The sequence below is a fragment of the Micromonospora sp. MA102 genome (assembly GCF_025460765.1).
GTDB lineage: Bacteria > Actinomycetota > Actinomycetes > Mycobacteriales > Micromonosporaceae > Micromonospora > Micromonospora halotolerans.
On record NZ_JAMWEG010000008.1, the window covers coordinates 144,020 to 163,847 of the forward strand.

Below are 19,828 nucleotides of genomic sequence, written 5' to 3' on the forward strand. Positions count from 1 at the left end.
CTGAAGACGCCGTCACCGGCGTCCGGCGTTGACCCGGATCAGCGCCGGGTGTGGTCCCGGAAACCGCGGCCGCTCTTGCGGCCCAGGTAGCCGGCGGTGACCAGGTGCTCCAGCAGCGGGGCGGGGGCGAAGCCCGGCTCGCGCAGCTCCAGGTAGAGCTCCCGCTGGATGGCCAGCGACACGTCCAGGCCGACCACGTCGAGCAGTTCGAACGGGCCCATCGGGTAGCCACAGCCGAGCTTCATGGCGGAGTCGATGTCGTCCGCCGTCGAGTAGCTGGCCTCCAGCATCTTCACCGCGTCGTTCAAGTACGGGAACAGCAGCGCGTTGACGATGAACCCGGACCGGTCGCCGCAGACCACGCCGGTCTTGCCCAGCCCCGCGCAGACCGCCCGGGCGGTCGCGGCGGTCTCCGCCGAGGTGCGGATGGTCCGCACGATCTCCACCAGCGGCATGATCGGCGCCGGGTTGAAGAAGTGCAGACCGATCACGTCGGCCGGCCGCTGGGTGGCCATCGCCACGTCGATCACCGGCAGCGACGAGGTGGTGGTGGCCAGCACGACGCCCGGCTTGCAGATCTCGTCGAGGCTGGCGAACAGGGCCTTCTTGACGCTCAGCTCCTCGACCACCGCCTCGACCACCAGGTCGACGTCGGCCAGGTGGTCCAGGGTGGCCGACCAGGTGACCCGGCCGAGCGCGGCGTCCCGGTCGGTCTCGCTGAGCTTGCCCCGCACCACGCCCTTGTTCAGGGAGGTCTTGACCGCCTCGCAGACCTTGGCGGACTTCTCCGCGCCGCGGGTCACCGAGATGACCTCGTAGCCGGCCTTGGCGAAGACCTCGATGATGCCGGTGGCCATGGTCCCGGAGCCGACGATGCCGACCTTGGCGATCGCCCGGGCGCCGTCGGCGAGCGCGGCGCCCGTGGTGACCGGGGTGTGCTCGTCGGGTACGACGACCGGGGAGCCCGGCCGCTCGTAGGTGTAGAAGCCGCGGCCGGACTTCCGGCCGAGCAGGCCGGCCGTGACCATCTGCTTGATCAGCGGCACCGGGGCATGCCGGCGGTCGCGCCCGCCGCGCCGGTACATGGTGTCCAGGATCTCGTACGCGGTGTCCAGACCGATCAGGTCCATCAGCGCGAGCGGGCCCATGGGCAGGCCGCAGCCGAGCTTCATGGCGGCGTCGATGTCCTCGCGGGTGGCGTACCGGGACTCGAACATGCCGACCGCGTGGTTCAGGTAACCGAACAGCAGGGCGTTGGCGATGAACCCGGCCCGGTCGCTGATGGTGACGTCGACCTTGCCGAGCCGCGCGCAGAGCGCCTCCACGTCGGCCACCACGTCGGCGGAGGTGACCACGGTGCGGACCACCTCGACCAGCTTCATGACCGGCGCCGGGTTGAAGAAGTGGATTCCGATGACCTGGTTCGGCCGGGTGGTGGCCACGGAGATCTCGGTGACGCTCAGTGAGGAGGTGTTGGTGGCCAGGATCGCCTCGGGCCGGCAGACCCGGTCCAGCTCGGCGAAGATCCGCTGCTTCAGGTCCAGGTGCTCCGGCACCGCCTCGATCACCAGGTCCACCGAGTGCAGGGCGTCCAGGCCGACCTGCCAGTCGATCCGGGCCAGCAGCGCGTCCCGGTCGGCCTCGGCGAGCTTGCCCTTGGCGACGGCGCGGTCGGTGGAGCCGGTGAGGGTGGCCCGGCCGCGCTCCAGGGCGGTCGCGGAGATCTCGACGGCCACCACGTCGATGCCGTTGCGGGCGAACACCTCGACGATGCCGGCACCCATGGTGCCCAGACCCACCACACCCACACTGGTGAACTCGCGCGCCACGACCGGCCTCCCCTGGTTGACTCCGCCGTCGCCGCCATGAACGGCGGCTAAGGTTATGCGCCGGAGTCTGCCATGTGACGCTGCGTTGTCGAGACGCCGTGGGATATTTCACGCACCGCGTCGCTCAGACCCCGGAGGGCACCTCCGTGAGCGCCAGCAGCTCGGCGACGAACTCGGCCGGCCGCTCCAGGTGCGGGCTGTGCCCGCAGCCGGGCAGCACCACCTCCCGGTACGTCCCGCCGGCCGCCGCGTACCGGTCGAGCACCGCCCGGGTCTGGCCGACCATCGGCTGCGGCGGGCAGTCCGCCGCTCCCGGCCAGCCCGGCACCACCCCGAGCGACCCCAGGTACGCCAGGTCGAACAGCGAGGTGTCCGAGACGATCACGTCGGCGTCGCCGCGTACCCAGGTCACCGGCGGCTTGGCCGGGACGGCGACCAGCTCGTCGGCGAGCCGGAAGTGGGCGGGCGCCAGCGCGTTGAGCACGCCCCGCTCCCCCGCCGCCGTGCCCGGCCAGTGCGCCGAGGCGGCCGCCGTGCCGGGATAGTTGTCCTCGCCGGTGGCGGTGGTCAGCATGCTCTCCAGCAGCAGTTCCTCGTCCCCGCCCAGCGACGCCGGGTCGGCCACGTACGCCGAGCGCAGCACGGCGCGCGGGCTGGTCGGGCCGTCGGCGCTCCGGTCGCGCGCGGCCAGCCGCGCCACGAAGTCCGGGTTCGCGGTGCCCGCCCCGGTCCCGGCGAAGTCGGGCGTGGTGGGGGTGCCGTCGTGGTCCCGGGTCCCGCCGAAGCCGTACGGGGAGACCGGCGCCTCCAGCAGCAGCCCGGCCACCCGGTCGGGGTGGTCGACCAGCAGCCGCATCGCCACCCCACCGCCCAGCGAGTGCCCGACCACCACCGGCCGGGCCCCGGGGGCGAACAGGCCGGGGGCGTCGAGCAGGGCCGCCACGTCGTCGGCGAAGTCGCCGAGGCCCCGGGTGGCGTCGACCGGGGCGGTGTCGGTGTCGCCGTATCCGCGCAGGTCGGGGGCGACCACCCGGAGCGTCCCAGGCAGCCGGGGCAGCAGTGGCTCCCAGAAGGCGGCGGACGACACGTTGCCGTGCACCAGCAGCACCGGAACGCCGTCCGGCGGGCCGGCCACCCGGACCGCCTGGACGATGCCGTTGGCCCGGACGGTGTGTCGCTCGCTCCCCATCCGCGCATGCTGGCACGGTCGGCCGCGACCGGTCCATGTGTGCCGCCCCCATGCGGGGCCGGCGGCCGGTGTGGCCGAGCCCCGGCTCAGCGGTGCGCGTCGACCGCCAACGGCAGCGTGCCGCGCGACTCGATCGGCGCCCGCGTCGTGGGCGGAACCGGCAGCGGCAGGGTGGGCCGCTGGTCGCGGCGCGGCTGCCCGAAGCTCATCCCCACCGGGTCGGTCCGGGCCACGCCCGGGTCGAAGAAGCGCAGGTCGGTGCGGCCGACCCGGATCACGTCACCGTCGGTGAGCGGCACGCTGCCGACGATCCGCTGGTCGTTGAGCCAGGTGCCGTTCGTCGAGCCGAGATCGGTGAGCACCACCCCGTCGACGGTGGCCTGCACCGTCGCGTGCCGCCGGCTCAGGTGCGGATCGGCGAGCACGATGTCGGCGCTCGGCGCCCGGCCGACCAGCTGTGGATCCCGGCCGACCCGGAAGCTCAGCCCGCGCATCGCCCCACCCGACACCGTCAACAGCGGCATCAGTTCCGGATGCTCCTCCATGGACAGTCGACCTCCACCCCACCGTCGCTCGCGGCGTCAGCCTGCCACCTCACCGTAATCGGTCCCACCACCGCGCGGTCACCCCCGGGACCCCGGCCGGCCATCTCCCGTTGGCCGTTTCGGCGGGCGCCGCCGGTTCAACCCGGGGCACATCCGTCGATCCCGTCGGGCCCGCGACACCGCCGACCTGGGCAGAGGGTACGGCTCCCGCGGGGCCTACCGGTGAGTAACGCTCGGGTCTAGACTCCGGCCATGACGGCTGTGCATGTCCCGGGAGCCCCGCTCATCTCCGACGGCCGACTGGTGTCGACCAGTCCGGCGACCGGCGCGGAGGCCGGCCGGTTTCCCGTCGCGACCGAGGCGGACGTGCGGGCTGCGGTGGAGCAGGCCCGCGTCGCCGCCGACTGGTGGGCCGGGCTCGGCTTCGCCGGCCGGCGCGACCGGCTGCTGCGCTGGCGCGGCGTGCTCGCCCGCCGGATGGAGGAGCTGGCCGAACTTGTGCACACCGAGGGCGGCAAACCCGTCGGCGACGCCGTGGTGGAGATCCTCACCGCGCTGGAGCACATCGACTGGGCCGCCCGCAACGCCCGGCGGGTGCTCGGGCCGCGCCGGGTCCGCTCCCGGCTGATCCTCGCCGAGTTCACCGCCCACCTGGAATACCAGCCCTACGGGGTGGTCGGCGTGATCGGGCCGTGGAACTACCCGGTCTTCACCCCGATCGGCTCCGCCGCCTACGCCCTCGCCGCCGGCAACGCCGTGGTGTTCAAGCCGAGCGAGTACACCCCGGCCGTCGGGCAGTGGCTCGTGGACCGGTTCGCCGAGGTGGTGCCGGAGCAGCCCGTCTTCCAGGCCGTACACGGGCTCGGCGACGTCGGCGCGGCCCTGTGCCGCTCGGGGGTGGCGAAGCTGGCCTTCACCGGCTCGACGGCCACCGCCCGGAAGGTGATGGCCGCCTGCGCCGAGACGCTCACCCCGGTGCTGCTGGAGGCGGGCGGCAAGGACGCCATGATCGTCGACTCCGACGCCGACCTGGACGCCGCCGCCGAGGCGTGCGTCTGGGGCGCGCTGACCAACGCCGGGCAGACCTGCATCGGCATCGAGCGCGTCTACGCGGTCGACCAGGTCTTCGACGCCTTCGTCGACAAGGTGGTCACCAAGGCCGGCCGACTCACCGTCGGCCCCGACGGCGCCGACATCGGGCCGATCACCATGCCGTCCCAGGTCGACGTCATCCGGCGGCACATCGACGACGCGGTGGCCGCCGGCGGCCGACCGGTGCTCGGCGGACCCGAGGCGGTCCAGCCGCCGTACGTGCACCCGACCGTGCTCGTGGACGTTCCGGAGGACTCCGCCGCGGTGCGCGAGGAGACCTTCGGGCCGACGCTGACCGTCAACCGGGTCCGCGACGTGGACGAGGCCGTCGAACGCGCCAATGCCCTGTCGTACGGCCTCGGGGGTTCGGTCTTCGGCCGCAAGCGGGCCGTGGCGGTCGCGCGGCGGCTGCGCTCCGGGATGGCCGCGGTCAACTCGACGCTGACCTTCGCCGGCATGTCCACACTGCCGTTCGGCGGCGTCGGCGACTCCGGCTTCGGCCGGATCCACGGCGAGGACGGGCTGCGCGAGTTCGGCCGGGCCAAGTCGATCACCCGCCGCCGGGCCCGCTCGCTGCTGCCGTCGATGACCTTCGAACGCACCCCCGCCGACGTCGCCCGCCTGGTCAAGGCCGCCAAGCTGATGTACGGCCGGGGCCGCTGACCGCCCCGGCCCGCCCGGCTCAGAACAGGGTCAGCTCGTCGCGCTCGATGCCCCGCAGCTTGTCGTAGTCCACCACCACGCACCGGATGCCCCGGTCGGTGGCGAGCACCCGCGCCTGCGGCTTGATCTCCTGCGCGGCGAACACCCCGGCGACCGGGGCGAGCAGCGGGTCGCGGTTCATCAGCTCGAGGTAGCGGGTGAGCTGCTCCACGCCGTCGATCTCGCCGCGCCGCTTCACCTCGACCGCGACCGCGCGCTGGTTGGCGTCCCGGCACAGCAGGTCGACCGGGCCGATCGCGGTCATGTACTCCCGGCGTACCAGCGTGAAACCCTCGCCGAGGGTCTCCGGGTTCGCGGCCAGCAGCTCCTGCAGGTGCGCCTCGACACCGTCCTTGCGCAGGCCCGGGTCCACACCCAGCTCGTACGAGGTGTCCTGGAAGATCTCCTCCAGGGTGATGCGCAGCTCCTCGCCGGCCTTGTTGACCACCCGCCACACACCGGGGGCCTCCTCCAGCCGGCACGGCGGGCTCATCCAGTTCAACGGCTTGTAGGCACGGTCGTCAGCGTGGATCGACACCGACCCGTCCGCCTTCACCATGAGCAACCGGGTGGCCGGCGGCAGATGTGCCGACAGTCGTCCGACGTAGTCCACCGAGCACTTCGCAATCACCAACCGCACCCGACGAGGGTAGCGGAGCACCCCGCCGTCGCCGACGAGCGCCACTGGCGTACCGGTGTCATATTGAGATCGTGCTCGAGGTCCTCACCGGTTCCGGGCTCGCCGCGTCGGCGGGCCTGAACGCCTACATCCCCCTTCTGCTGATGGGTCTGCTCGCGCGCTACACCGACCTCATGGAGCTGCCGAGCGGCTGGCAGTGGCTGGGCAACGGGTGGGTCCTGCTGATCCTCGCCGTACTGCTCGCCGTCGAGGTCGTGGCCGACAAGGTGCCGGTGGTCGACCACGTCAACGACGTGGTGCAGACGGTGGTCCGGCCCACCGCGGGCGGGCTGGCCTTCGGGGCCGGCTCCAGCTCCGAGACGGTGACGGTCAGCGACCCGGACACCTTCTTCTCCACGCACCAGTGGGTGCCGGTGGTCGTCGGCGTGCTCCTCGCGCTCGGCGTGCACCTGCTCAAGTCCGCGGCCCGCCCGGTCATCAACGCGACCACCGCGGGCTTCGGCGCGCCGGTGGCCAGCACCGCCGAGGACGCGACCAGCGCCGTCATGTCGGTGGTGGCGATCCTGCTGCCGGTGCTCGTGCTGGTGTTCCTCCTCGGGTTCGTGGCGTTCCTCTTCTGGTTCCTGCGACGGCGTCGTGAACGGAGGCGGGAACGTCGGGCGGCCCGGGCTGCCGGCTTCCGGGTCTGAGTCCTTCACGCTTCGGATACGCCGCTGGCCGGCACCCCGTGTTGGGGGTGCCGGCCAGCGCGTTGTTCGCGGTCAGCTGTTCCAGTGCTGGTGGACGATGTCGGTGGCCTGCTGCTCCCACTGGGCGTAGGCGTCCGGGTAGGCCGACACCTGCACGGTCTGCGCGGCCTCGGTCAGCGGCATGGTGTCCCAGCCGTCGACCTGCTTGAGGCCCTTCTCGAACGCCAGGGTGGCGTACTCGGGGTTGGTGATCTGCTCCGGCGTGCCCCAACCACTGGACGGGCGCTGCTGGAACAGGCCCAGCGAGTCGTGGTCGTTGGCGTCGCCGAGGTGGCCGAGGTTTTCCAGCTTCGACTCCTGCAGGCTCGTGGCGATGGAGATGACCGCGGCCCGCTCGGGCAGGCCGGCCTTCTTCGTCGCCGCGATGATCGCCTTGGCGTTGGCGGTCTGCTCGTCGTTCAGGTCGATGTGCGACTGGGCGCCCTGCACGGTCGCCACCGCGGCCGGCTTGCCCTCGACGGGACGGGCGTCGGCGTGGGCGGCGACCGGACCGGCGAAGACGCCACCGGTGAAGGCCAGACCAGCAATACCCAGCACGCTCTTACGCAGCATCGTGTTCATGGGGGTAGCTCCATTCGGGGGTTGGCGCACACGCACCGACGGGGGCCGGCTGGGGGGTGTGCGCAAGCACCACGTCAGGCGCTCAAGAAAGTCTTGGGGGGATCATCCGGCGCACGGGGCGGGGGCCTCTTCGTCGCGCCGGGACCATGTACAACGACCGGCCGGCCACCACCATTCCCGGGGGGGCTGGGGCACCGCCTCGGCGGGCCGTCCTTCCTCGGTCGTGCACCAGGTATAACGACCCCCACCGGCCGGCCATTCCGCCGCCGGGATGCCGCCGGTCACTCGCCGAACCGGACACCCCGCCCACACCTGCACGGCCAGTGGAACCGTATGGGTGCATCCCGACCCCGGAGACACCCATAGCGTTCCACCCACCACCGAAGCCGGGCATCAACCGGACATCCGGCCCAGGCTGACTGCCCGCGCGTCGGCGCAACGTGACGACGTGGACGGATCGGCGCGTCGGCGCCAGCCCCACCCACGGGCCACCCAGCCACCCGCCCACCCAGCCCGGCCCGCTTTGCGCGGCGCTGACGGCCGCGGGGCACCCGACCGCATGACCGCACTCGGATCAAGGGGGTGAAGATCCGGACGAACGCCTACGTTCAGGACAGACGTCCAGAGGAGGGCCGGAGAGATGACCGCGTCGATGGAGATGCCCCGGGTCCAGGAGTGCGCCGTCAGGTCCTGCGCCTACAACCACACCAACGACTGCCACGCGTTCGCCATCACGATCGGCAGCAGCGATCACGCGCACTGCCACACCTTCATCGAGCTGCCGGTACGCGGCGGCGTCGAGCAGCTGATCGCCCAGGTCGGCGCCTGCCAGCGCGCGGACTGCCGGCACAACTCCGACCTGGAGTGCCACGCCCCGGCGATCACCGTCGGCCCCGAGATGGACATGGCCGACTGCCAGACCTACGCGAGCCGCTGACCCGGGCGGGCTCGCCGGCAGCGGGCCGACCCAGCCCGCGAACTGCGAACCCGGCCGGACTCAGGACAGGCCGTTGGATTCGCGGATCACGGTGACCAGGTCGTCGATGATGCCGGTCAGCGCGAAGTCCTTCGGGGTGAAGACGCGGGCCACGCCGGCGGCCCGGAGCGCTTCCGCGTCGGCCGCCGGGATGATGCCGCCGACCACCACGGGCAGGTCGGCCCGCCCGGCGGCACGCAACCCGTCCAGCACGGCCGGCACGGCGGCCAGGTGCGACCCGGAGAGCACCGAGAGGCCGACCAGGTCGACGTCCTCCTCCACGGCGGCCGCCACGATCTGGCCGGCAGTCAGCCGGATGCCCTGGTAGACCACCTCGAAGCCGGCGTCACGGGCGCGTACCGCGATCTGCTCGGCGCCGTTGGAGTGCCCGTCCAGGCCGGGCTTGCCGACGAGCAGCCGCAGCCGGCCGCTGCCCAGTTCGCGCGCGGTGGCGGCGACCCGCTCCCGGACCGCGCCCAGGCCGGCGTCGCCGCCCGCGCCGGCCGCGCCGGACAGGCCGGTGGGCGCCCGGTACTCGCCGAAGACCTGGCGCAGCGCGCCGGCCCACTCGCCGGTGGTCACGCCGGCCCGCACGCACTCCAGCGTCGCCGGCATGAGGTTCGTGGTGGTCGCGGCGTCCGCGCGCAGCCGGGCGAGTGCCGCGTCCACGGCCGCCGTGTCCCGGTCGGCTCGCCACTCGCGTACGGCGGTGGTGGCGGCCGCCTCGACGGCGGGGTCGACCTGCTCGATGGCCTCGGCGCCGGCCGCGGTCAGCGGTGACGGCTCGGTCTCGGTGTACCGGTTGACGCCGACCACCACGTCGGTGCCGGCCTCCATCCGCCGGCGCCGGTCGGCCAGTGAGGCGACCAGGGCGCTCTTCAGGTAGCCGGTCTCCACGGCGGTGACCACGCCGCCCATCTCCAGCACCTTCTCCAGCTCGACCCGGGCCCCGGCCACGATGTCGTCGACCAGCGCGGTCATCACGTGCGAGCCCTCGAACAGGTCCGGGTATTCGAGCAGGTCCGACTCGTACGCCAGCACCTGCTGCATGCGCAGCGACCACTGCTGGTCCCAGGGGCGGGGCAGGCCGAGCGCCTCGTTCCAGGCGGGCAGTTGCACGGCGCGGGCGCGGGCGTCGCGGGACAGGGTGACGCCGAGCATCTCCAGCACGATGCGCTGGATGTTGTTCTCCGGCTGCGCCTCGGTGAGGCCCAGCGAGTTGACCTGGACGCCGTACCGGAAGCGGCGCTGCTTCGCGTTCTCGACGCCGTACCGGTCGCGGGTGATCTCGTCCCAGAGCGCGCCGAACGCGCGCATCTTGGCGATCTCCTCGACGAAGCGCACGCCGGCGTTGACGAAGAAGGAGATCCGCTGGACGACGTCGCCCATCCGCTCGGCGGGCACCTGGCCGGAGTCGCGCACCGCGTCGAGCACGGCGACGGCGGTGGCCAGGGCGAAGCCGACCTCCTGCACCGGCGTCGCGCCGGCCTCCTGGAGGTGGTACGAGCAGATGTTGACCGGGTTCCACTTCGGCATCTCGCGCAGCGTGTACGCGATGACGTCCGCGGTGAGCCGCAGCGAGGCGGCCGGCGGGAAGATGTGGGTCCCCCGGGACAGGTACTCCTTGATGATGTCGTTCTGTGTGGTGCCGGCGCAGCGCGTCGGCTCGGCGCCCTGCTCGGCGGCCACCGTGCCGTAGAGGCCGAGCAGCCACATCGCCGGGGCGTTGATGGTCATCGAGGTGTTCATCTCGGCGAGCGGGATGCCCTCGAAGAGGGCCCGCATGTCGCCGAGGTGCGCCACGGGCACACCGACCCGGCCCACCTCGCCGGCGGCCAGCTCGTGGTCCGGGTCGTAGCCCGTCTGGGTGGGCAGGTCGAAGGCGACCGAGAGCCCGGTCTGCCCCTTCGCCAGGTTGCGGCGGAAGAGCGCGTTGGTGGCCGCGGCGGAGGAATGCCCGGCGTAGGTGCGCATCACCCAGGGCCGGTCACGCTCCGGCAACCGCCCCGAAGGAGCCTTCTCATCCATGGCCGGAGTTTAAGTTACCGTTCAGTAAAACGGGCTGTGGAAAACCACACAGGTCCATGGAGCGGACCGACGGGCACGAGCGGCGCGACATGGGCGACACCACCACACCCCCGGGCCCCCGCCCGGCCCGCCGGAGTCGCACACTGGACGTCATGGATGACGAGCTCGCGATCTCCGTACGGGGGCTGCGCAAGGCGTACGGCGACAACCTCGCGGTGGCGGGGGTGGACCTCGACGTCCGCCGCGGGGAGGTGTTCGCCCTGCTCGGCCCGAACGGCGCGGGCAAGACCACCACGGTGGAGATCCTGGAGGGCTACCGGCGACGCGACGCCGGCGAGGTGCGGGTGCTCGGCGCCGACCCGGCCCACCCGGACGCGGACTGGCGGTCCCGCGTCGGCATCGTGCTCCAGGGCACGGGCGAGTTCGACGAGCTGACCGTCGGCGAGGTGGTCCGGCACTTCGCCGGCTTCTACCCCAGCTCCGAGGACCCCGAGAAGGTGATCGAGCGGGTCGGGCTCGGCGCCAAGGCCCGGGCCCGCACGCACACCCTCTCCGGTGGGCAGAAGCGCCGGCTCGACGTGGCGCTCGGCATCGTCGGCCGCCCCGAGCTGCTCTTCCTCGACGAGCCCACCACCGGTTTCGACCCGGAGGCCCGCCGCGAGTTCTGGGAGCTGATCCGGGACCTCTCCGCCGCCGGCACCACCATCGTGCTCACCACCCACTACCTGGACGAGGCCGAGGCCCTGGCCGACCGGGTCGGTGTGATCGCCGCCGGCCGGGTGGTCGAGGTGGCCCCGCCGAACCGGCTGGGCAACCGCCAGGAGGCGCTGGCGACGGTCTCCTGGCGTACCCCCGAGGGGGCGCTGGAGACGGCCGAGACCGCGACGCCGACGGCGCTGGTGGCGGAGCTGGCCGCGCGTTTCGGCGGCGAGGTCCCCGGCCTCTCCGTGACCCGGCCGACCCTCGAAGACGTCTACCTGCGGATGATCGGACACTGATGACGACCACGACGAAGCCGGCCGCCCCGGTGGCCGCCGCCCCGGGCCGCCGGCCGGGCGGGGCGGCGCTCGCCCTGCGGCAGGGCCGGCTGGAGATCACCCAGTTCCTGCGCTCCCGGGAGTCCGTCGTCTTCACGATGGGCTTCCCGGTCATCATGATCCTGATCTTCGCGGCGATCTTCAACGACGAGATCGCGCCGGGTGTGAGCTACACGCAGTACTTCATCACCGGCATGATCGCGACCGGCCTCATGACGGTGAGCTTCCAGAACCTGGGCATCTGGATCCCGATCGAGCGGGACCGGGGAGTCCTGAAGCGCTACCGGGGCACGCCGATGCCGAAGTGGGTGTGGTTCGCCGGCAAGGTGCTCATGGTGGTGGCCATCGGCATCGCCGAGACCGCGCTGCTGCTCGCCGTGTCGGTCGCGCTGTTCGACCTGACGCTGCCGGACACCGCCGCCCGGTGGGCCACGTTCGCCTGGGTCGCCGTCCTCGGCGTCACCGCCTGCACCCTGTGCGGCATCGCCATCTCCTCGCTGGCGCGCACCGCCCGCAGCGGCTCGGCCGTGGTCACCCCGGTGGCCCTGGTCCTCCAGTTCATCTCCGGCGTGTTCTTCGTCTTCACCAGCCTGCCGAGCTGGATGCAGCAGGTCGCCGCGCTCTTCCCCCTCAAGTGGATGTGCCAGGGGCTGCGCTCGGTCTTCCTGCCGGACAGCTTCGGCGCGCAGGAACCGGGGGGCTCGTTCGAGCTGGGCCGCGTCGCCCTGGTCCTCGGGCTGTGGTGTGTGATCGGGCTGGTCCTCTGCCTCACCACGTTCCGCTGGACCACCAAGCGCGACGGCTGATCACCCGCCGGCGACGAGCGAGGCACCGAGCGGCGTGCGCCAGTAGAGCACCTCGCGCCCGGACCGCCGCTTGCTGACCGCGCCCGCGTCGAGCAGCACCCGCAGGTGATCACTCACCGTGCCGAGGGACAGCCCGGTCACCACCACGAGCTGCGAGGTGCTCAGCGGCGCGTCGAGTCGGGCCAGGATGTCGGCCCGGTTCGCGCCGACCAGCCGGGCGAGACCGTCGGGCGCCGGTGAGGTGGGGTCGACCAGGATCCCGCGCGCCGGATAGACCATCCCGAACCGGGTGGGCATGTCCCACACCACCCAGCCGCGGCGGCAGTGGGCCGGCAGGAAGATCAGTTGCTCGGCCTCGTGCAGCGACAGCGGCGGTTCCGGGTAGTCGTTGACCTGAAGGCGACCGTCGCCCAGCCACCGCACGTTGCGGTTGATGTCGGCGAGCGCTCCGGCCCAGCCGCGGGTGCTCAGGGCGGCGGTGCGGGCCACGATGTCCGCCCGCAGCCGGCGCTCCCGCTCCGGCCACTCCGGCGCGACGGTGTGCGTCCAGACCCACTGCAGGAGTTCCACCACCTGCCCGGTGAGGCCGTCAGCCAGCAGCTCGGCCGCGAGCGGTCCCGGCCGGGTGGCACGCAGATCGGCCCGGATGCGCTCGTCGGACAACCCCTCGACGGCCGCCAGTTCCGCCGCGAACGTCGGATCAGCCGAGGCGGGCGCGATGGTGAGGAAGTCCGCCATCCACCGGAGGTTGAACGACGCCGGCACCAGCGCCCGGGCCACCGGCCGGGTGGCCAGCATCCCCCGGAACGCGTCGATGTGAGGTCGTCGCCAGGCGTGCTCCCACGGGACCTGCGCGAAGAGGAGCGCCTTCAGCGCCGCGACCGTCTCGGCCATCGGCGAGACCGTGAACCGACTCCGCGCGACCAGATCGGACGGCACCTGCCAGACGCCCACGTTTCGCCTCCAGACGTAACTCTAGGGGATCGGCCGGGGGCATGCGGACCATGCCCGGGTGAGAACGTACGCAGAACTGTTCGCGGTCCGGGAGTTCCGCAACCTGTTCCTGGCGAACTGCGCCGGGATCGCCGCCCACACGACGTCGGCGCTGGCCCTGGGCGCGCTGACCTACGCGGCGACCGGCTCGGCGCTGCTCACCGCGCTGAGCATGTTCGGCGCACCGCTGGCGGGTGTCCTCGGCAGTCTGACGTTGCTGTCCGCAGCGGACAGCGTGCCGCCCCGCCGGGCGCTGACCCTCGCCGCCCTGCTGGCCACCGCCGGAGCGGCGCTGCAGGCCGTGCCCGGGCTGCCGCTGTGGGCCCGCTTCGCGATCATCTTCGCCAACGCGTACGTCGGCTCGGTCGCCGGCGGCGCCCGGTGGGCGCTGCTCACCGACATCGTGCCGGTCGACGCCTACGTGCTGGCCCGGGCCACCCTGAACACCAGCGTCGGCGTCATGCAGATCGCGGGGTTCGGGCTGGCCGGCGTCCTGCTCGTCTGGCTGAGCCCGTACCAGGTGTTCCTGCTCGCCCTGGTCCTGCGGGCGCTGTCCGCGGCGGTGGGCTGGTTCGGGCTCGCCGAGCGTCCGGCGCGGGCCGCCGGGCGGGTGACGGTCGCGCGCACCCACCTCGTCAACCGGGCCCTCTGGGCCGACCCCGGTCGCCGGTCGCTCCTGCTCAACCTCTGGGTGCCCGGCGGCCTGATCGTCGGCTGCGAGGCGCTGTTCGTCCCGTACGCGGGCGAGCGCGCCGGCTTCCTGCTCGCCGCCGCCGCCCTCGGCATGCTGATCGGGGACGTGGTGGTGGGGCGGTTCCTGACGCCGGCCCGCCGCGAGCGGTGGATCCACCCGCTGCGGCTGCTGCTCGCGGTTCCGTACCTGGCCGTCCTCCTGTCGCCGCCGCTGCCGCTGGCCATGGCCATCGCGCTGATCGCGTCGGTCGGTTACGCCGCCACCCTGCCGTTGCAGGAGCGGCTGATCACCCACTCACCGCCCGAGGCCCGTGGCCAGGTGCTCGGCCTGCACGGCAACGGCATGCTGGCCGCCCAGGCGGTGTGCGCCGCGCTCGCGGGGGCGGTCGCGGACCTCGTCGCGCCGTCGCGCGCCGTCGCCCTGGTGGCCGCGGCGGCGTTGGCCGCCACCGTCGTCCTCACCCCCGGCCTGCGGCGGACCGCTCCCGGACCCGCCGCGCCGCCTCCCGGCGAGGGCGGGCCGACCAGGCCGGGACCGGCCACAGCGGTCCCGCGAACGACGGCGGCGGGCACCCGGCCCCGGACCACCGGGCGCGACGGCTGAGGGGCACCGGTCGGCGCCTCGCGGGACGGGGATCCTTCCGCCCGCCCGGGGTGGCACACTCGCCGACATGGCGCACATCCTGACCCGGCGCACGCTGCTGGGGGCCGCCGCCGGTGTGGCCGGCGTCGCGGTGGTCGGCGGGCTCACCGCCCGCCAGCTCGCCGAGCCCCGGCCCGGGCCGGGGCCCGCCGTGCCGGACGCGCCGGCCGGGGACGAGCGGTTGATCCGGATCGCCTCCGGGGCCCGCGGCCGCGAGGTGGACTTCTGGACGGCCGTGCCCGAGGGGTACGGCGACGGCCGGGGTCTCCCCGTTTGCCTGGTGCTGCACGGCGCTTCGGCCACACCCCGGGACTACGGCCGGTTCGGGCTGGCCCGCTTCCTCACCGAGGCGGTACGCCGTGGCGCCCCGCCCTTCGCGCTGGCCGGAGCCACCGGTGGCCGGCTCTCCTGGCGCCGCTCCGGGGACGACGACCCGCAGCGGATGGTCCGCGAGGAGCTGCCCACCTGGTGCGCCCGGCGCGGCTTCGACAGCAGCCGGCTCGCCGTCTGGGGCTGGTCGATGGGCGGGTTCGGGGCGTTGCTGCTCGCCGAGGCGTACCCCGGTTGGTTGCGGGCGGTGGCCGCCTTCTCCCCCGCGGTCCGCCCGGGCGACGCGGTCTTCACCGGTGTGGACCGGCTGCGCGGCACCCCGGTCGGCCTGTGGTGCGGCCGGCAGGACAACTTCCTCAGGGACGTCCGCGCGCTGGCCCGGGAGCTGCCCGAACCCCCGGTACGCGCCGCCTGGGCCGATGGCCGGCACAACTTCACCTACTGGGGCACGGTCATCCCCGACGCGTTCGCCCTGCTCGGCGCGGCCCTGACCCCACCCCGGAAAGCGTGACGCCCCCGACCGGTGCGGCCGGGGGCGTCACGCGCGCACGGATCAGTAGCTGTAGAAGCCCTGGCCGGTCTTCCGTCCCAGGTCGCCGGCGGTGGCCATGCGCTGGAGCAGCTCCGGCGGGAAGAACTTCTCGTCGGCGGTGTCGGTGTAGATGTTTTTGCTGGCGTTGAGCAGCACGTCCACGCCGGTCAGGTCGACCGTGGCCAGCGGGCCCATGGCGTGGCCGAAGCCCAGCTTGCACGCCGTGTCCAGGTCCTCGGCGGAGATCACGCCGGACTCGACCAGCTTGACCGCCTCCATGGCGAGGGCGCAGATCAGCCGGGTGGTGACGAAGCCGGCGATGTCCCGGTTCACCACCACGACGGTCTTGCCGATCTCCTCGGCGAACGCCTTGGCCGTGGCCAGGGCCGCGTCGCTTGTCTTGTAGCCCCGGACCAGCTCGCAGAGCTTCATCATGGGCACCGGCGAGAAGAAGTGGGTGCCGACGACCGACTCCGGGCGCTCGGTGGCGGTGGCGATCTGGGTGACCGGGATGGCCGAGGTGTTGGTGGCCAGCACCGCGTCGGACTTGCAGATCTTGTCCAGCGCGCGGAACACCTCGTGCTTGATCTCGATCTTCTCGAAGACCGCCTCGACGACGATGTCCGCGTCGGCCGCCGCCTCCAGCTCGGTGGTCGGCGTGATCCGGGCCAGGGTCGCCTCGACCTCGGACGCCTCGATCTTCCCCTTCTCGGCGAACTTCTGAAGCGACTTCCGGATGCCGTCGACGCCCCGCTTGGTGGCCGCGTCGTCCAGGTCGCGCAGGGTCACCTGCCAGCCCGCCTGCGCCGCCACCTGGGCGATGCCCGAGCCCATCAACCCGGCACCGACGACCGCGAGTCGACCCGCCATCTGCTTCTCCCTCGCTGCGAATGAGTGTCTGCCAGCACCCTATCCGCGAGGCTGAACGACTGCTAAGGCCGTCCCCTCAGATGGCGAGGTCGGGCTCCTCGGGGGCCGTCCCGCGCGCCACCTCCACGCCGAGGGCCCGCAGGTCGGCCACGAAATCCGGGTAGCCGCGATCCACGTGGTGCACGTGCGAGACCTCGGTGACGCCGTCGGCGCACAACCCGGCGATGATCAGACCGGCGCCGGCCCGGATGTCGGTGGCGCGTACCGGGGCGCCGGAGAGGCGCTCGTGGCCGCACACCAGGGCGTGGTGCCCGTCGGTCTTGATGTCCGCACCGAGCCGCATCATCTCGTTGGCGAACATGAAGCGGCCGTCGAAGATGTTCTCGGTGATCAGCGAGCCGCCGTCGCTGACCGCGGCCAGCCCGATCGCCATCGGCAGCAGGTCGGTGGCGAAGCCCGGAAAGGGCAGGGTGACCACGTCGACGGCCTTCGGCCGGTCGTCCATGCGTACCCGGAAGGCGCCGCCCCGGGTCTCCACCAGGCCGCCGGCCGAGACCAGCTTGTCCAGCGCGACCTCCAGGTAGGCTGGATCGACACCGGTCACGGTCACGTCGCCGCGGGTCATCGCGGCCGCGAACGCCCACGTTCCGGCGACGATCCGGTCCCCCACGGTGGCGTGCCGCACCGGGCGCAGCTCGGGCACCCCGACGATGTGCAGGGTCGACGTGCCGGCCCCCTCGATCCGGGCGCCCATCCGGTTCAACATGGTGCAGATGTCGACGATCTCCGGCTCCCGCGCCGCGTTGTCGATCGTCGTGGTGCCCCGGGCCAGCACCGCCGCCATCACCAGGTTCTCGGTGGCGCCGACGCTCGGGAAGTCCAGCAGGATGTCCGCGCCGTACAGCCCGTCGGGGGCCTCGGCGATGACGAAGCCGTGCTCGCCGGAGATCTCCGCGCCCATCCGGGACAGCCCGGCGATGTGCATGTCCAGGCCGCGCGAGCCGATGGCGTCCCCGCCGGGGTGGGCCACCCGCACGTAGCCCCGGCGGGCCAGCAGCGGACCGAGCACGCAGATCGACGCGCGCAGCCGGCGGACCAGGTCGTAGTCGGCCTCCGCGCCCGGCTGCTCCGGCACGTCGATCACCACCGACCGGGACCGTTCCACCCCGCCGCGGGCCACCATGGGGTCGACCGGGTCGTCGGCGGCGAAGCGTACGGCGCAGCCGAGCCGGCGCAGCACCTCGCCCATGATGGCGATGTCGGTGATCCGGGGGACGTTGGTGATCACGCTGCGTCCCGGGGCGAGCAGTGCCGCCGCCATCAGCTTCAACGCGGAGTTCTTCGCCCCGACCACGTGCACGGTGCCGGCCAGCCGGGCCTCACCGGGCACCCGGATGACGTCGACGTCGTTGACCGCCGGGTCGCCGGCATCGCCCGGCCCGACCCCCGCCGGCCAGGCGGTGCGGGCCGGCCGCGCCGGGATCGTCAGGTCCGGTATCCGTAGGCTGTGCGTCATGGCCGTCCACCTCACGCGCATCTACACCAAGGCCGGCGACGCCGGCATGACCAGGCTGAGCAACAACGAGCAGGTGCCGAAGACCGATCCGCGGATCGCCGCGTACGCGGACGTGGACGAGTGCAACGCCGCGATCGGCGTGGCGCTCGCCCTGGGGCAGCTCCCCGACGAGCTGCGGGCCGTGCTGGAGTCGATCCAGAACGACATGTTCGACGTCGGCGCGGACCTGGCGACGCCGGTGGAGCCGGACCCGAAGTACCCGCCGCTGCGGGTCACCGAGGAGTACGTGGAGCGCCTCGAGGGCTGGTGCGACGAGTTCAACGCGCGCCTGAGCAAGCTCGACTCCTTCATCCTCCCCGGCGGCACCGCTGGCGCGGCACTGCTGCACGTGGCACGGACGACCGCCCGGCGCGCCGAGCGTGCGGCGTGGGCGCTGGTCACGCACGACCCGGACCGGACCAGCACGCTCCCGGCAAAGTATCTCAACCGGCTCTCCGATCTGCTCTTTATCCTGTCAAGAACGGCAAATCCGGATGGGGATGTGCTATGGGTGCCGGGCGGGAAGCGCTGACCGTCGGCGCGCTGCACCACGTGGAGGTCTGGGTACCCGATCTCGCCGCTGGCAGGCGTAGTTGGGGCTGGCTACTCGGCGAGCTGGGCTGGACGCCGTACCAGGACTGGCCGGCCGGCCGGTCCTGGCGGCTCGGCCCGACCTACCTGGTCCTGGAGGAGTCCCCGGCGCTCACCGGGCGCGCGCACGACCGGTGCGCGCCGGGCCTCAACCACCTGGCCTTCCACGCCGGCCCGCCGGCCGCCGTGGACCGGCTGGTCGCCGCCGCGCCCGGGCACGGCTGGGAACTGCTGTTCCCGGACCGCCACCCGCACGCGGGCGGCCCGCAGACCTACGCCGCCTACCTGTCCGACACCCAGGGGTACGAGGTCGAGCTGGTCGCCGGCGTGGGCTGAAATACGCTCCGGACACGCCACTGGCCGGCACCCCGTCTTCGGGATGCCGGCCAGCGCGTTGTTCAGGTCAGCTGTTCCAGTACTGGGCGACGATGTCGGCGGCCTGCTGCTCCCACTGCGCGTACGCGTCGGGGTAGGCCGACACCTGCACGGTCTGGGCGGCCTCGGTCAGCGGCATGTCCTGCCAGCCGTCGACCTGCTTCAGGCCCTTCTCGAACGCCAGGGTCGCGTACTCGGGGTCGGTGATCTGCTCCGGCGTGCCCCAACCACTGGACGGGCGCTGCTGGAACAGGCCCAGCGAGTCATGGTCGTTCTTGTCGCCGAGGTGGCCGAGGTTCTCCAGCTTCGACTCCTGCAGCGACGTGGCGATCGAGATGACCGCCGCCCGCTCGGGCAGGCCGGCCTTCTTGGTCGCCGCGATGATCGCCTTGGCGTTCGCGGTCTGCTCGTCGTTCAGGGTGATCTTCGACTGGGCGCCCTGCACACCGTGCGGGATCAGCTTGCCGGTGTCCGGCTTGTCGGCCTGCACCGCCACCGCGACCGGCTTGGTGCTGTCCACCGGCTCGGCCGCGTGGGCGGCGACGGGACCGGCGAAGACGCCGCCGGTGAAGGCCAGACCAGCAATACCCAGCACGCTCTTACGCAGCATCGTGTTCATGGGGGTAGCTCCATTCGGGGGTTGGCGCGACATCCCACCGACGGGGGGTCGGCTGTCGGATGTGCGCAAGCACCGTCAGGCGCTCAAGGGGGGAAAGTCTCAGGGGGTCATCCGGTGCGCGGGGCAGAGCCACGTCGCGGCGCCGGGACCATGTACAACGACCGGCGGCCCACCATCATTCCGGGCCTGGCCACCCCGCCTGGCGGGGCGTCTTCCTCGGCCGTTCACCGGGATACAACGACCCCCACCCGCCCGCCATTCCGCCACCGGAGTGCCGCCGACCACCCGCGAAACGGACAGACCGCCCGGCGCCGGTCAGTCGGTGGCACACCGTGGGTGCGTCCGGACCCCGGAGACACCCATGACGTTCCACTCGACGAATCCGCAACCGGACAGCTCGCACGGGAGCGACGCACGACGAGCGCGGGAGCGGGCAGAGGGCTGGGAAATGTCCGGTTCGTGCTCTACCGGGT

At 72.7% G+C, this 19,828-nt stretch carries 19 protein-coding genes; 9 read left to right on the top strand and 10 right to left on the bottom strand.

From position 1 onward, the window contains the following. Window positions 1-38 precede the first annotated feature (38 nt). From NFX44_RS18035 to NFX44_RS18045, 3 genes are all read right to left on the bottom strand, one after another. Window positions 39-1,829, bottom strand: a complete 1,791-nt coding sequence (locus NFX44_RS18035; RefSeq protein WP_262284720.1) for a 3-hydroxyacyl-CoA dehydrogenase family protein — start codon at window positions 1,827-1,829, stop codon at window positions 39-41. A gap of 124 nt (window positions 1,830-1,953) precedes the next feature. Then, window positions 1,954-3,018: an alpha/beta fold hydrolase gene (locus NFX44_RS18040; RefSeq protein WP_262284721.1), complete on the bottom strand. Its 1,065-nt coding sequence runs from the start codon at window positions 3,016-3,018 to the stop codon at window positions 1,954-1,956. Between the two features lie 86 nt (window positions 3,019-3,104). Next, window positions 3,105-3,563 (bottom strand): FHA domain-containing protein, encoded by a 459-nt coding sequence (locus NFX44_RS18045; protein ID WP_262284722.1) that lies wholly within the window; start codon window positions 3,561-3,563, stop codon window positions 3,105-3,107. Window positions 3,564-3,815: 252 nt separating this feature from the next. On the opposite strand from NFX44_RS18045, the gene NFX44_RS18050 reads away from it, so the two are divergent. Beyond that, complete coding sequence (locus tag NFX44_RS18050; RefSeq protein ID WP_262284723.1) at window positions 3,816-5,318, top strand: aldehyde dehydrogenase family protein; 1,503 nt, start codon at window positions 3,816-3,818, stop codon at window positions 5,316-5,318. A 19-nt stretch (window positions 5,319-5,337) separates the two neighbouring features. Here the strand turns inward: NFX44_RS18050 and nucS are convergent, their stop codons facing one another. Beyond that, the gene (nucS, locus tag NFX44_RS18055; RefSeq protein WP_262284724.1) at window positions 5,338-5,997 is read right to left on the bottom strand and encodes an endonuclease NucS; all 660 of its coding nucleotides are present in this window, start codon (window positions 5,995-5,997) and stop codon (window positions 5,338-5,340) included. Window positions 5,998-6,068: 71 nt separating this feature from the next. Here nucS and NFX44_RS18060 point away from each other — a divergent pair, with 71 nt between their 5' ends. Beyond that, complete coding sequence (locus tag NFX44_RS18060; RefSeq protein ID WP_262284725.1) at window positions 6,069-6,686, top strand: DUF4126 domain-containing protein; 618 nt, start codon at window positions 6,069-6,071, stop codon at window positions 6,684-6,686. Window positions 6,687-6,758: 72 nt separating this feature from the next. On the opposite strand, the gene NFX44_RS18065 is transcribed toward NFX44_RS18060, so the two are convergent. Beyond that, window positions 6,759-7,307 carry a hypothetical protein gene (locus tag NFX44_RS18065; RefSeq protein ID WP_262284726.1) on the bottom strand — a complete coding sequence of 183 codons (549 nt, stop codon included), beginning with the start codon at window positions 7,305-7,307 and terminating at the stop codon, window positions 6,759-6,761. Window positions 7,308-7,947: 640 nt separating this feature from the next. Between NFX44_RS18065 and NFX44_RS18070 the strand changes: the two genes are divergently transcribed. Beyond that, a complete protein-coding gene (locus NFX44_RS18070; RefSeq protein ID WP_151465152.1) occupies window positions 7,948-8,244 on the top strand; it encodes a DUF1540 domain-containing protein in 297 nt (98 codons plus the stop codon). A gap of 60 nt (window positions 8,245-8,304) precedes the next feature. Here NFX44_RS18070 and NFX44_RS18075 read toward each other — a convergent pair whose 3' ends face one another. Continuing rightward, window positions 8,305-10,311, bottom strand: coding sequence for a protein meaA (locus NFX44_RS18075; protein WP_262284727.1), 2,007 nt, complete (start codon window positions 10,309-10,311; stop codon window positions 8,305-8,307). Window positions 10,312-10,463: 152 nt separating this feature from the next. Here NFX44_RS18075 and NFX44_RS18080 point away from each other — a divergent pair, with 152 nt between their 5' ends. Next, entirely contained in the window at window positions 10,464-11,309 is an 846-nt protein-coding gene (locus NFX44_RS18080) for an ABC transporter ATP-binding protein (protein ID WP_262284728.1), read from the top strand. After that, on the top strand, window positions 11,309-12,154 hold the full coding sequence (locus tag NFX44_RS18085) for an ABC transporter permease (RefSeq protein WP_262284729.1): 846 nt from the start codon (window positions 11,309-11,311) through the stop codon (window positions 12,152-12,154). Before NFX44_RS18080 ends, NFX44_RS18085 begins: the two co-directional genes overlap by 1 nt. Here NFX44_RS18085 and NFX44_RS18090 read toward each other — a convergent pair whose 3' ends face one another. Then, window positions 12,155-13,048, bottom strand: a complete 894-nt coding sequence (locus NFX44_RS18090; protein ID WP_262284730.1) for a helix-turn-helix transcriptional regulator — start codon at window positions 13,046-13,048, stop codon at window positions 12,155-12,157. A gap of 118 nt (window positions 13,049-13,166) precedes the next feature. Here NFX44_RS18090 and NFX44_RS18095 point away from each other — a divergent pair, with 118 nt between their 5' ends. Together NFX44_RS18095 and NFX44_RS18100 are read left to right on the top strand one after the other, a co-directional pair. Next, window positions 13,167-14,444, top strand: coding sequence for an MFS transporter (locus tag NFX44_RS18095; protein ID WP_262284731.1), 1,278 nt, complete (start codon window positions 13,167-13,169; stop codon window positions 14,442-14,444). A gap of 67 nt (window positions 14,445-14,511) precedes the next feature. After that, window positions 14,512-15,324, top strand: coding sequence for an alpha/beta hydrolase family protein (locus tag NFX44_RS18100; protein WP_262284732.1), 813 nt, complete (start codon window positions 14,512-14,514; stop codon window positions 15,322-15,324). A gap of 42 nt (window positions 15,325-15,366) precedes the next feature. Here the strand turns inward: NFX44_RS18100 and NFX44_RS18105 are convergent, their stop codons facing one another. Both NFX44_RS18105 and murA read right to left on the bottom strand, forming a co-directional pair. Further along, window positions 15,367-16,215: a 3-hydroxyacyl-CoA dehydrogenase family protein gene (locus NFX44_RS18105; RefSeq protein WP_262284733.1), complete on the bottom strand. Its 849-nt coding sequence runs from the start codon at window positions 16,213-16,215 to the stop codon at window positions 15,367-15,369. Window positions 16,216-16,291: 76 nt separating this feature from the next. Further along, window positions 16,292-17,731 (bottom strand): UDP-N-acetylglucosamine 1-carboxyvinyltransferase, encoded by a 1,440-nt coding sequence (gene murA / locus NFX44_RS18110; protein WP_262284734.1) that lies wholly within the window; start codon window positions 17,729-17,731, stop codon window positions 16,292-16,294. On the opposite strand from murA, the gene NFX44_RS18115 reads away from it, so the two are divergent. Beyond that, window positions 17,730-18,302, top strand: a complete 573-nt coding sequence (locus tag NFX44_RS18115) for a cob(I)yrinic acid a,c-diamide adenosyltransferase (RefSeq protein WP_262284735.1) — start codon at window positions 17,730-17,732, stop codon at window positions 18,300-18,302. The genes murA and NFX44_RS18115 overlap by 2 nt on opposite strands. Next, window positions 18,278-18,697, top strand: coding sequence for a VOC family protein (locus tag NFX44_RS18120; protein ID WP_262284736.1), 420 nt, complete (start codon window positions 18,278-18,280; stop codon window positions 18,695-18,697). Before NFX44_RS18115 ends, NFX44_RS18120 begins: the two co-directional genes overlap by 25 nt. A gap of 67 nt (window positions 18,698-18,764) precedes the next feature. Here the strand turns inward: NFX44_RS18120 and NFX44_RS18125 are convergent, their stop codons facing one another. Beyond that, on the bottom strand, window positions 18,765-19,355 hold the full coding sequence (locus tag NFX44_RS18125) for a hypothetical protein (RefSeq protein WP_262284737.1): 591 nt from the start codon (window positions 19,353-19,355) through the stop codon (window positions 18,765-18,767). Between the last annotated feature and the right edge of the window lie 473 nt (window positions 19,356-19,828).

What these genes read in the sequence shown, in the direction of transcription:
- NFX44_RS18105 (WP_262284733.1), bottom strand. Translation starts at nt 16,215, where the DNA reads ATGGCGGGTCGACTCGCGGTCGTCGGTGCCGGGTTGATGGGCTCGGGC.
- NFX44_RS18080 (WP_262284728.1), top strand. Translation starts at nt 10,464, where the DNA reads ATGGATGACGAGCTCGCGATCTCCGTACGGGGGCTGCGCAAGGCGTAC.
- NFX44_RS18090 (WP_262284730.1), bottom strand. Translation starts at nt 13,048, where the DNA reads ATGGCCGAGACGGTCGCGGCGCTGAAGGCGCTCCTCTTCGCGCAGGTC.
- NFX44_RS18115 (WP_262284735.1), top strand. Translation starts at nt 17,730, where the DNA reads ATGGCCGTCCACCTCACGCGCATCTACACCAAGGCCGGCGACGCCGGC.
- NFX44_RS18040 (WP_262284721.1), bottom strand. Translation starts at nt 3,018, where the DNA reads ATGGGGAGCGAGCGACACACCGTCCGGGCCAACGGCATCGTCCAGGCG.
- murA (WP_262284734.1), bottom strand. Translation starts at nt 17,731, where the DNA reads ATGACGCACAGCCTACGGATACCGGACCTGACGATCCCGGCGCGGCCG.
- NFX44_RS18065 (WP_262284726.1), bottom strand. Translation starts at nt 7,307, where the DNA reads ATGAACACGATGCTGCGTAAGAGCGTGCTGGGTATTGCTGGTCTGGCC.
- NFX44_RS18075 (WP_262284727.1), bottom strand. Translation starts at nt 10,311, where the DNA reads ATGGATGAGAAGGCTCCTTCGGGGCGGTTGCCGGAGCGTGACCGGCCC.
- NFX44_RS18070 (WP_151465152.1), top strand. Translation starts at nt 7,948, where the DNA reads ATGACCGCGTCGATGGAGATGCCCCGGGTCCAGGAGTGCGCCGTCAGG.
- NFX44_RS18120 (WP_262284736.1), top strand. Translation starts at nt 18,278, where the DNA reads ATGGGTGCCGGGCGGGAAGCGCTGACCGTCGGCGCGCTGCACCACGTG.
- NFX44_RS18050 (WP_262284723.1), top strand. Translation starts at nt 3,816, where the DNA reads ATGACGGCTGTGCATGTCCCGGGAGCCCCGCTCATCTCCGACGGCCGA.
- NFX44_RS18125 (WP_262284737.1), bottom strand. Translation starts at nt 19,355, where the DNA reads ATGAACACGATGCTGCGTAAGAGCGTGCTGGGTATTGCTGGTCTGGCC.
- NFX44_RS18045 (WP_262284722.1), bottom strand. Translation starts at nt 3,563, where the DNA reads ATGGAGGAGCATCCGGAACTGATGCCGCTGTTGACGGTGTCGGGTGGG.
- NFX44_RS18100 (WP_262284732.1), top strand. Translation starts at nt 14,512, where the DNA reads ATGGCGCACATCCTGACCCGGCGCACGCTGCTGGGGGCCGCCGCCGGT.
- NFX44_RS18085 (WP_262284729.1), top strand. Translation starts at nt 11,309, where the DNA reads ATGACGACCACGACGAAGCCGGCCGCCCCGGTGGCCGCCGCCCCGGGC.